Here is an 11063-nt window from a genome sequence, read left to right on the forward strand (position 1 = left end):
TTATGAAATCAATTCTAAACAATATTTTAAATTACAGGTTTGTTACAAATTTGTTTTTTATTTTTCTTTTAAACTATTCTAGTTTATTTTTTTCACAAAATTTTTCACAAGCTCCTGAAGCGCCACGGATAAAGAGCTCTTTACTTCCTGAAATAGCATTGGTTACGGAAAATATAGAGTATACAGTCAATAAAAAAGGAGTTCCTGTTTCACTTGATATTTATGCCCCTAAAACAGCTTCTAATGAAAAATTCCCTGTTTTGATCTACGTTCACGGAGGAGGATGGGTAGAAGGTGATAAGATTGTATATGCAGACAACTATCTGGAAACAACTATTGCCAAACTGATAGCCAGGCAGTATGCGGTTATCAGCATCAACTATACTCTCCTGAATAGCAGCACCCACTTCCCACTCCCGTTGGAAGACACCAAAGATGCCATAAGATGGGTAAGAAAAAATGCGGAAAAATATAATTTTGACACCAATAACATAGGGCTATTCGGGGCTTCTGCCGGAGCGCACCTGTCACTTCTTGCAGCTTATACTCCTGATGAAGCTTTTACAGGAAATCCTGAGCTTTCTTCTTATTCAGCAAAGGTAAACTACGTTATAGACCATTACGGTCCGGTTGACCTAAACAAACTTTTCCATACAAGACTAGGCACAATTCCTGTTTTTATGATTGGACGGATTTCAAAGAAGATTGTTAACCTGCAGCAAAATCTGGTAAAAGCACTTTCCGGTTATAATATCAAAAAGGATCAGGAAAGGGCCATTGAATATTTAAAAACCATCTCTCCTGCCAGCTATACTTCTGCCGGAGTACCCACCTTAATTGTCCAGGGAAATAAAGATAAAGTAGTTCCTTTAAGCCAGTCAAAAAAGCTCTACCGGAAATTAAAAAGAGCAAAAATCCAGACTTCTTTAATTGTCGTTGATAATGGAGTACACAGCTTCAATACAACTGATAAGGCTTACCTGGATAACCTTACGGATCAAATGGTTGACTTTATAGTTTCTCAAAAGAAATAATCTGTATACACAATACCACAGATAAACACTTAAAAACCATACAGATAAATCATAAATAATTATACAATGTATCAAATTTGCTAAATTGATATACATATCAACTGTTTTAATGTATAAAATAATTAACTTGGCTCAATGTTAAATTATTTTTAATAATACAGCCAATCCTTTTAATTATTCATCACCAAAACAAACGATATGGATTTTTTAAATAATATCAATGCTTTAACGCTGATATTCGCATCTGTTCTCCTTTTTGCGATTGCCTACCGTTTTTACGGAATTTTCATTGCCAATAAAGTACTCCGGCTTAATGATCAGCATACAACTCCCGCTGTAGAATTTGCAGACGGTAAAGATTATGTTGCTACGAATAAAAATGTACTGTTTGGCCATCATTTTGCGGCAATTGCTGCTGCCGGCCCTCTTGTAGGTCCCGTATTAGCTGCTCAGTTCGGTTATCTTCCAGGTGCTTTATGGATACTGATAGGATGCGTTCTGGGTGGTGGTGTACATGATATGGTGGTTTTATTTGCCTCTGTAAGACATAAAGGACAGAGTCTGGCAACAATTGCTTCAAAAGAAATTGGCAAGGCAACAGGTACTGTGGCCGGATTTGCCATTCTGTTCATTCTTATTCTCACATTAGCAGGGTTGTCATTAGCTTGTATCAATGCCATGCATGAGGCTTCCTGGTCGCTGTTTACGGTGGTCATTACCATGCCAATTGCCATTATTATGGGCCTGATTATGCGTTATAAAAAGAACAGTGTCCTATTGGCCAGTATTCTGGGAGGTATACTTCTGATTGCCGGGATTATTGGCGGGCATAGCCTGATGCAGAACCCTGCTATGAACAATTTATTTTCATGGGATATTAAAACCATTTCAGTTGCGATTCCGTTATATGGCTTTTTAGCTTCCGTATTACCGGTATGGCTGCTGCTTGTTCCCAGAGATTATCTTTCAACCTATTTAAAGATCGGGACAATCATTATGCTTGCTGTAGGAGTAATCGTTATTCACCCCACCATACAGATGCCTGCCCTTACAGCATTTATTAACGGAGGAGGTCCAGTCATAGGCGGTCCTGTGCTTCCATTTATCTTCATTGTCATTGCGTGTGGTGCCATATCGGGATTTCATGCTGTCATTGCTACGGGTACAACCCCTAAAATGCTTAATAAAGAGAGAGAAATCCTCTTTGTGGGGTATGGAGCTATGCTTGTAGAAGGTTTTGTTGCCCTTATGGCTTTAATAGCTGCCTGTACATTAATGCCGGGTGATTATTTTGCTATTAATACTCCTAAAGAATCCTATGATGCTTTCCTTGCTGCTCATCCTGCTCTTCACGGAGTAGATATTGATTATTACTCGCAAAAAATAGGCATTGATCTGCATGGGAGAACCGGAGGTGCCGTTTCCCTGGCTGTGGGTATGGCTCATATCTTTAACAAGATTCCTTATATGGATCAGTTAACAGCCTATTGGTATAATTTTGCCATCATGTTTGAGGCGGTATTCATCCTTACTGCGATAGATGCAGGAACAAGAGTAGGACGATTTTTTTTACAGGAAATGCTGGGATCTGTTATTCCTAAATTCAATGATAAAAACTGGATTCCGGGAATTATCATCAGCAGTCTTCTTTTCACTTTTGCCTGGGGATATCTGGTGTATACAGGAAATGTAAGCAGTATCTGGCCGTTATTCGGAATCAGTAATCAGCTGCTGGCCGCGTGTGGACTAATCGTTTGCACTACGATGCTCATCAGGATGAACAGGGGTAGATATGCTTTGTGTGCTGCTATTCCGGGAGTCTTCATGGCTGGGATCACATTTTGGGCTGGTTACATCCAGGTAACGACCATTTACATTCCGAAGGAACAATATTTATTGGCAGCTCTTGCCGTTACCGCAATGGTTTTGATGTTGATTGTCTTTATCGGTGCTTTCAGAAAGTGGTATGAGCTTTTAAAAATCAGGACTACGGAAACCGATTTTTATGGTGAACAGGTAAAAGAGCTTGTGGAAAGATAATAAGGTCTTCTTTAAATTCCTTTTACCATTGTTATAATTTTTATACATTTGTTTTGCTTTAGGGGTATTCTGAAAAGAATTGAGAGAGTCCCTTCGAACCTGATACGGCTTACACCGACGTAGGGAAAAGCAAATCTACATTCCTTGTAAATGTACTTTTGTTCCGGATTTTTCCTAAAGCTATTTTTTTTTAAATGATAACAATGGAAAAAACTCTCTGGCAACAAGTCCAGCTTGTAAAACAAAAGTCACCGCTCGTTCACAACATTACCAATTTTGTAGTGATGAACAATACCGCCAATGCTCTTTTGGCTGTGGGAGCTTCCCCGGTTATGGCCCATGCCCGATCTGAAATCAGGGAAATGGCCCATATTGCCCATTCGGTAGTTATTAATATCGGAACTCTTGATGAATACTGGGCTGAATCTATGCTTATCGCTGCCGAAGCAGCTCATACAATGCAAAAACCCTGGGTTCTGGATCCCGTAGGTGCCGGTGCCACTTCGTTCCGTGATCAAACCTTACAACGGCTTTTGCAATATCGCCCTGCTGTTATCAGAGGGAATGCTTCTGAAATTATTGCCCTGGCTAACATCAATACCACAGTAACCAAAGGTGTGGACAGTACTGCTCAAAGCAACGAAGCTATTGATGCCGGTCAAATATTAGCCGGCCGGTACAACACAATTGTCTGTATATCCGGTGAAACAGATATTATCCTTAATTCAAAAGATCAGTTCTTTATTAGAAACGGACATCCGCTAATGACTAAAGTAACAGGGCTAGGCTGCTCTGCTACTGCATTAATAGGCGCTTTTACAGGTGTTGCAGAAGATAAAACCCTTGCTGTGGCATCTGCTATGAGTCTATTGGGGATTGCCGGGGAACTGGCTGCAAAAGAGAGCCCGGGACCGGGAAGTCTGCAAATGCTTCTGATTGATAAACTATACAATATAACAGAAGAAGAGTTTACTGCGCATTTAAAAATAGAGCAAAAATGAGTACTGCTTTTTTTCCTTATCAATTATACCTGGTCATTTCACAAGCCGACTGTATGGGGAAGAATTTTCTGACCGTTGCTGAACAGGCAATTCTCGGAGGTGTAGATCTCATCCAACTGCGGGAAAAAAATGATAACACGGAACTATTCCTCCGAAAAGCTCAGCAACTTATTGAAATTACCCATAAATATAATATCCCATTGATAATTAATGATTGTGTTGAAGTTGCAGAAAAGGTAAATGCAGCCGGCATTCATGTTGGTAATAATGATACTCCTCCTACCCAGCTGAGACAACGACCTCATCTTCAGGATAAAATGATTGGTTATTCTGTTGAATATCTGGCCCAGCTTAAAAACGAACAGGCTGCTGTATCTGATTACCTGGGAATCAGTCCTGTTTTCAAGACCAGAACTAAAACGGATACGGTCACAGAATGGGGCCTTGAAGGAATTACCAAAATCAGGCAACTTACAGAAAAACCTTTGGTGGCAATCGGCAGTATTCATCTTGAAAATGCAAAAGCTGTCATCAACGCAGGTGCAGATTGTCTTGCTGTAGTTTCTGCAATATGCAGCGCTGCTGATCCTCAGAAAGCAGCATATGAATTAAAAAATGAGATTTTAAAATGAAAAAATACAAATATCCATCTGTTTTAACCATTGCAGGCTTTGACGGAAGTGGAGGTGCAGGAATCCAGGCCGATATTAAAACAACTTCTGCTCTCGGATGTTTTTCCACTTCAGTATTGACAGCATTACCCGTTCAGAATACCCGGGGAGTAAGAAAAATATACCCGATTCCCATAGAAGCAGTTGCAGACCAGATCAGAGCCATATTGGAAGATATTGTCCCCGATGCCATTAAAATCGGGATGGTTCACACTCCGCAACTGGTGGAAACCATTGTTTCGACCTTATCCGGGTATAAAAAAATACCTGTTGTATTTGATCCGGTGATGGTTGCTACGAGCGGCCATCGTCTGATTGAAGAAGAAACCATAAAAGCGATTACAGAAAAGCTATTTCCTATTGCTGATGTTATCACTCCCAATATGGATGAAGCCGCAATTTTAGCAGATATGAAAGTAGTATCCCTGGATGACCTGTATACAGCTGGAAAAAAAATAAAACAGCTTGGGTGTAAAAATATCCTTCTAAAAGGCGGTCATCAGGAAACTCCAATCATCACTTCATTGTTTTATGATGAGGATGGACATTACCATTCTTTTGAATCTTCAAAACTGAATACCAACAATACTCATGGCTCCGGTTGTACGCTTTCTTCCGCAATAGCCGCGTATATCGCCCAGGGGAAAACTTTATATGATGCTGTTTCTTTGGGCCAGCAATATATTTACCAGGCCATAGAAAACGGAATGGATGTACAGACAGGATCAGGTAATGGTCCACTTAATCATTTCTTTAACCCGCAAAAACTTATTAAAAATGAAATGGTCTGAAAAAAACTGGCTGGCTATAGAAGACCAGTATCAGTCTATTCTGGAAATGCCTTTTATCAAAGAATTATCCGATGGTAGCCTTCCACAGGAAAAATTCCGTTTTTACATGGCCCAGGACTCATTATACCTGGAACATTTCGGGAGGAGCCTGTCTTTAATTGCTGCTAAGATCCCGGATCTTCAGGATGTTCTTACTTTTATGCAGTTTGCAGAAAATGCCATTGTCGTGGAAAATGCTTTGCATGAATCTTATTTTAAAGATTTTGGCCTGACTGATAAAGGAGTTTTAGAACCTGCCTGTCATCATTATATTCATTTTCTGAGGAGTACGGCTGCCCTTGAATCGGTAGAAATTGCTGTTGCAGCAGTGCTTCCTTGTTTCTGGATTTACAGAGAGGTAGGAAATTATATTTACAAAACCCGGAATACAGTAGACAATCCCTATGAAAAATGGATTGCCACGTATGCTGGAGAAGAATTTTCCCAAGCGGTAGACCAGGCTATTTCCATATGTGACAGATTAGCTGACAACAGTACGCAAGAAACCCGAAAAAAGATGTCGGAAGCTTTTATCATGGCTACCAGATTGGAGTATTATTTCTGGGAAGCTGCTTATGAATTGAAGAAATGGAAATAGATATTTCACAGAACCGCTGAAAAGAATGTATAAGAGTGATGTACTAAACGAAGCTAAGTATAACAAAAAAACGGAACCCATTTTTAGGTTCCGTTTTTTATAAGTCTCGTTTTAATTAAAAATTAAAATTGAGTCTGGTGAACACATATCGCCCGTTTTGACCGAACTGTGAAGTAGATCGTGAATAGATAAACTGGTCATTATTGGTAGAAGCCGGCAGGTTCTTAGTAGGATAAATATCAAATAAATTATTTACCCCGAGGGTCAGCCCTACGTTTTTGGTAAACTGATACGCTACGGAAATATCGGTGATAATTTTATCTCCTATTTTCTGATGTTCATTAAAATCAATAACTCCATCACCATTCACATCGATAATATCGGCTCCCGTTACCTTTCCGAAATAAGTGTTTCTAAGATAGAAATTGGCATTTTTCCAGGTAAGTGTATGAGAAAGACTGGCCTTTACCCTTGGCACTGCTTCTTCCAGATATACTCTGGACTTTTCAGAAAAATATACTTTCTCAAGCTGCGGAGACTGCAACAGTCCTGAAGAGTGAATATCCCCTACCTGCTTGGTCTGGTTAAGGTTAATTGCGAAATTATTGTCCAATTTTACCCCTGAAAATCTGGCATTATGTGAAATCACTACATCCAGACCTTTTGTTTCCGTATCAATAGCATTGGTAAAAAACTGGGCTCCATTCACGCCCAGTTGATCATAGACCAGCTGTGCATCACCAGGTACATTTGCTTTTAAAAATTGGTCTGTAAGGATAATCCGGTTATCGATTTTCGTAAAATATCCGTCTGCAGTAAAGGTCAGATTTACAGATGGAATTTTATAGGTAAAACCCACACTTGCAGATTTTGAAGTTTCCTGTTTCAATTTTGGTATTCCCAGCAATCCGGCGACTTGTGAATCATTACTAAAGGTCCCTACTTCCAGAAGCTGATTATTGGTAAACAAAGTAGAGGTTACATTATAATAGATCTGATGAATAGAAGGAGCTCTGAATCCTGTAGATCCGGCAAATCTTATATTAAAATCAGGAGCTACTTTCACTCTTGATGCTAACTTATAGTTAAATGTCGATCCGAAATCAGAGTAGTTCTCATATCTTGCAGCCGCGTCTACCAAAAGCCAATGGGTAAAATTAAACTCTACATCTGCGTAAGCCGCTACAGACTGTCTGTTTTTATTGACTGCATTTTCAGGTCTGAAACCACCAAACACCTGTGAACCTCCAGGAAGTGTTGCTCCAAAGAAATCCGTCGGTCTCTGGGAGTTTCCGTTCCAGACATTCCCGAAAACATCATACGTCGTATAAGAAGCTTCTTCACCCGGTGTCATTTTAAAGTTTTCAAAACGGTGTTCACCTCCAAAAGCCACATTTAATCCTTCCCATACATCATATTTTTTCGAAAAATCCAGGTTGATTGTGTTTTGGGTGAATCTTAAACCGCCGGCATCAAACTCACCTGGTGAAGCAAACCGTAAAGATGTATTGCCGGTATTTTTGATAGTATAGTTGAATGAGTTTTGTCCGAAAGTATTACTCAAATCAATATTCCAGCCATCCCATTTTCCCTTGACACCTGCAGCCAGAGAGATGTCCTGAATATCTGTTCCTATCTGGGGCAAATAGCCGTTGGGATATAATCCTGTAAAAGTTCTGCTCTGGTTAGGCTTCCTGTAAAATCCTCCTGAAGTACCATGTCTTAAACTATATCCTCCAAAAGTATAGACTTTCCAGTTATCGCTGACTGGAACTTCAGCATTGATAAACAGCTGGTGGTTATTAAGCTTGGACTGCCCTACCTGCATGTTGAAATCTTTTCTGGTCTGCCCCCGGTATGCTAACTCCTGATCAGTAAAATCTGCCCCCAAAAGCCCTTGTAACGCTCCGATGGTATTAGCTCCCTGGATCTGATTTTGAAAAGTAGACGTAAAATAATTAACTCCCTGAGCATACTGATGTATATAATTAATCAGCTGCTGAGAATTCGGGGTATTATTAATATTGTTAAATAGAGAAGAAAGGTTAACCCCGTCATTCAAAGCACGTTGTTCTATAGCATTGTATGCATTATAAATTATTCCGCTTTCGGCACCTGCCCTGGAAGTTGGATTTCTGAACTGGGAAGACCAGGTGATATTAAAAAAGCCGCCTTTTGTTCCTATTTTATTACCGTAGTTTAAATCTAACTGAATATTCTGACCATCAAAATTACCGGTATGGTCATTCGCAGCAGGAGTTAAGTTTCCACCATAGCTAATTTGCCCGGCCAGTTTTCCCGTATCCCTTTTAAGCTCCAGGTTCATTACCCCGGCAATGGCATCAGAACCATACTGTGCAGCTGCTCCATCCCTCAGTACTTCTATCCTGTTTAGTGCAAAAGACGGAATAGCATTCAAATCCGTTCCTACTGTTCCCCTTCCGGGCGTACCATTTACATTCACCAAAGCAGAAGTATGTCTTCTTTTTCCATTGACTAAAACCAATACCTGATCAGGACCTAATCCTCTAAGCTGCGCAGGATCCAGGTGGTCTGTTCCATCCGAATTTGTTTGTATGGTTGAGGTAAAAGATGGGGCAACAGCATTCAGGATTTGCCCAATATTGGTCTGTGGAAGGATGATGGATGATTCTTTTACATTGAAAACATCAACAGGAACAGGACTGTCAGTCTTTGATCTTGCTCCGGCCCTTGACCCTAATATTACTACTTCTTCTACATTATTGGTTTTTACACTGTCTTTTTTTATTTTGATGCTGTCTCTTTCCTGTCCATAGGAAAAGGCACCCAGAAAGAATAAAACAGAAGCCGAAAGGATAATTTTTTTATTTTTCATATAGTTTAAAATTTGATTGAACATTTATGTTTTTATAAGGTGCAAATGTAAAATATATTCATTAGTCTACAAAATTAATAGACTTTGTTTTTGTAAAAAATTATGATCGTTTCTTTCTATCCCTTATTAAAGTTAAGTTTTTTTAAATTAAAAATATAAAGATTTAATAAAAAAACGGATCCAAAGAATTGGATCCGTTTATGAAATAAATTTTATCTAAATCTTAGTAAGTTTTGCATATTTCAGGATTAGGTTTTTCTCTCCCTCATGCATGAAAACTACTTTTGCTTTGATATTTTGTGGATCTGTACCATCCAAAAAAGTGACTTCGCCTATTCCGAAACGGTCATGTCTTACTTTATCACCCACTTCAATATCTTGTGAAGAGGCTCCACTGGGGTTGATAATTTTTGCCGTGCTCACCGGCTTCAGTTTCCTTGGTTCCGGTGCAGGCTTTGAATGTTCTTCCCTGTTAATGGTCTTTTTCTCAACTTTTTTAAAGCTTCTTGCTTCAGAAGGATGTTCATCAAAAATACTGGATTTGATCCCTGCATTATTAATAAACCTTTTTTCCATAGCAGGATTAAGGAATTCAATATATTCATCATCAATCTCACTCAGGAATCTTGAAGGTTCCGCATCTGTAATTTTCCCCCACTGAAAACGGGAAATTGCATAAGAGAAAAAGGCTTGTTTCTCAGCTCTTGTGAGCGCTACATAAAACAGGCGTCTTTCTTCTTCCAGATCTTCCCGGGTTGCAGAACTCATAAAGCTCGGGAAAAGGTTTTCTTCAAGTCCTACCAGATGTACTACCGGAAACTCAAGCCCCTTTGAAAGGTGAATGGTCATTAAAGAAACCATGTCATCATCCTGATCTTTATCCTGGGTATCTGCGGAAAGCGCAATATTTTCCAGGAAATTGGAAAGGCTCGGGTCACCATCTTCCAGCTGCATTTGTTCTTCAATGAATCCCTGCATGGAGTTCATTAATTCCTGAACGTTTTCTACCCTGGAAATTCCTTCCGGAGTCTGATCATCTTTCAGGAACTTGATAAGGCCACTTCGCTTCGCTACTTCCATAGCAACACTGTAAGCGGTTTCCGTTTTCAACAGCACCTGAAATGCCTTGATCATGGACCAGAAATCATTAAGTTTGTTTAATACTCCATTATTTAGTCCCAGCTGTGGGGCATACATCGGAAGGTTATCCAATACTTTTGAAACTGAAATATTGTGTGCATCTGCAAACACGATCAGTTTGTTCTGAGTAGTTTCTCCAATCCCTCTTGCCGGATAATTGATAATTCTCATCAATGCTTCTGAATCGTTTTCATTGATCAAAAGACGCAGGTATCCGATAAGGTCTTTTACTTCTTTCCTTTGGTAGAAGGAAAGTCCACCGTATACTTTGTACGGTATATTTTTACGCCTTAAGGCATCTTCAAAAGCCCGGGTTTGTGAATTCGTTCTATATAAAATAGCAAAATCACTATATTTCCTCTGATCCCTGTTGCGAAGTTCCCAGATATTTCCGGCAACAAAATTCGCTTCATCAGCATCGGAAAGGGAGCGGTATATTTTGATTTTATCTCCTTCTTCATTATCACTGAAAACATTTTTCTTAAATTGCTGTAAATTTTTGGCAATCACCACATTGGCTGCATTTACAATATTCTGGGTTGAGCGATAATTCTGTTCCAAAGATACTGTTTTAGCATCCGGATAATCTTTTTTAAAATTCAGGATATTATAAATATTCGCTCCACGGAAAGAATAAATAGACTGGGCGTCATCTCCTACCACACAGATATTTTCAAATTTTGAGGCCAATGCCTTCACAATAAGGTACTGCGAATGGTTGGTATCCTGGTACTCATCTACCATGATATACCTGAACCGGTCCTGATATTTTGCCAGCACTTCAGGGAAACGAGTCAGCAGCTCATTGGTTTTCAACAATAGGTCATCAAAATCCATAGCACCATTTCTGAAACAGGCCTCTACATATCTTTGATAAATCTGGCCGATAAAC

Annotated in this window: 8 protein-coding genes and 1 riboswitch; of the genes, 6 read left to right on the plus strand and 2 right to left on the minus strand. The window is 39.5% G+C overall.

Going from position 1 to position 11063, the window contains the following annotated elements:
• Positions 1-2: 2 nt before the first annotated feature.
• The 6 genes from HX13_RS20115 (at position 3) to tenA (ending at position 6174) form a co-directional block, all read left to right on the plus strand.
• Positions 3-1034, plus strand: a complete 1032-nt coding sequence (locus HX13_RS20115) for an alpha/beta hydrolase (RefSeq protein ID WP_050022527.1) — start codon at positions 3-5, stop codon at positions 1032-1034.
• Between the two features lie 198 nt (positions 1035-1232).
• A complete protein-coding gene (locus tag HX13_RS20120) occupies positions 1233-3074 on the plus strand; it encodes a carbon starvation protein A (RefSeq protein ID WP_185113627.1) in 1842 nt (613 codons plus the stop codon).
• A gap of 50 nt (positions 3075-3124) precedes the next feature.
• A riboswitch (TPP riboswitch) is annotated at positions 3125-3217 on the plus strand.
• Positions 3218-3277: 60 nt separating this feature from the next.
• Complete coding sequence (thiM, locus tag HX13_RS20125) at positions 3278-4075, plus strand: hydroxyethylthiazole kinase (RefSeq protein ID WP_174441957.1); 798 nt, start codon at positions 3278-3280, stop codon at positions 4073-4075.
• Positions 4072-4707 (plus strand): thiamine phosphate synthase, encoded by a 636-nt coding sequence (gene thiE / locus HX13_RS20130; protein ID WP_050022528.1) that lies wholly within the window; start codon positions 4072-4074, stop codon positions 4705-4707. Before thiM ends, thiE begins: the two co-directional genes overlap by 4 nt.
• Positions 4704-5537, plus strand: a complete 834-nt coding sequence (gene thiD, locus HX13_RS20135; protein ID WP_050022529.1) for a bifunctional hydroxymethylpyrimidine kinase/phosphomethylpyrimidine kinase — start codon at positions 4704-4706, stop codon at positions 5535-5537. Before thiE ends, thiD begins: the two co-directional genes overlap by 4 nt.
• A complete protein-coding gene (gene tenA, locus HX13_RS20140; RefSeq protein ID WP_050022530.1) occupies positions 5524-6174 on the plus strand; it encodes a thiaminase II in 651 nt (216 codons plus the stop codon). The genes thiD and tenA overlap by 14 nt, the downstream gene beginning before the upstream one ends.
• Positions 6175-6289: 115 nt before the next feature.
• On the opposite strand, the gene HX13_RS20145 is transcribed toward tenA, so the two are convergent.
• A complete protein-coding gene (locus HX13_RS20145) occupies positions 6290-9031 on the minus strand; it encodes a TonB-dependent receptor plug domain-containing protein (protein ID WP_238555552.1) in 2742 nt (913 codons plus the stop codon).
• A 216-nt stretch (positions 9032-9247) separates the two neighbouring features.
• Positions 9248-11063, minus strand: a 1816-nt coding sequence (locus HX13_RS20150) for an ATP-dependent helicase (protein ID WP_050022532.1), incomplete at its 5' end; no start/stop codon positions are given.

The organism is Chryseobacterium sp. P1-3, assembly GCF_000738495.1.
In the GTDB taxonomy this organism is placed as follows: domain Bacteria; phylum Bacteroidota; class Bacteroidia; order Flavobacteriales; family Weeksellaceae; genus Chryseobacterium; species Chryseobacterium gallinarum.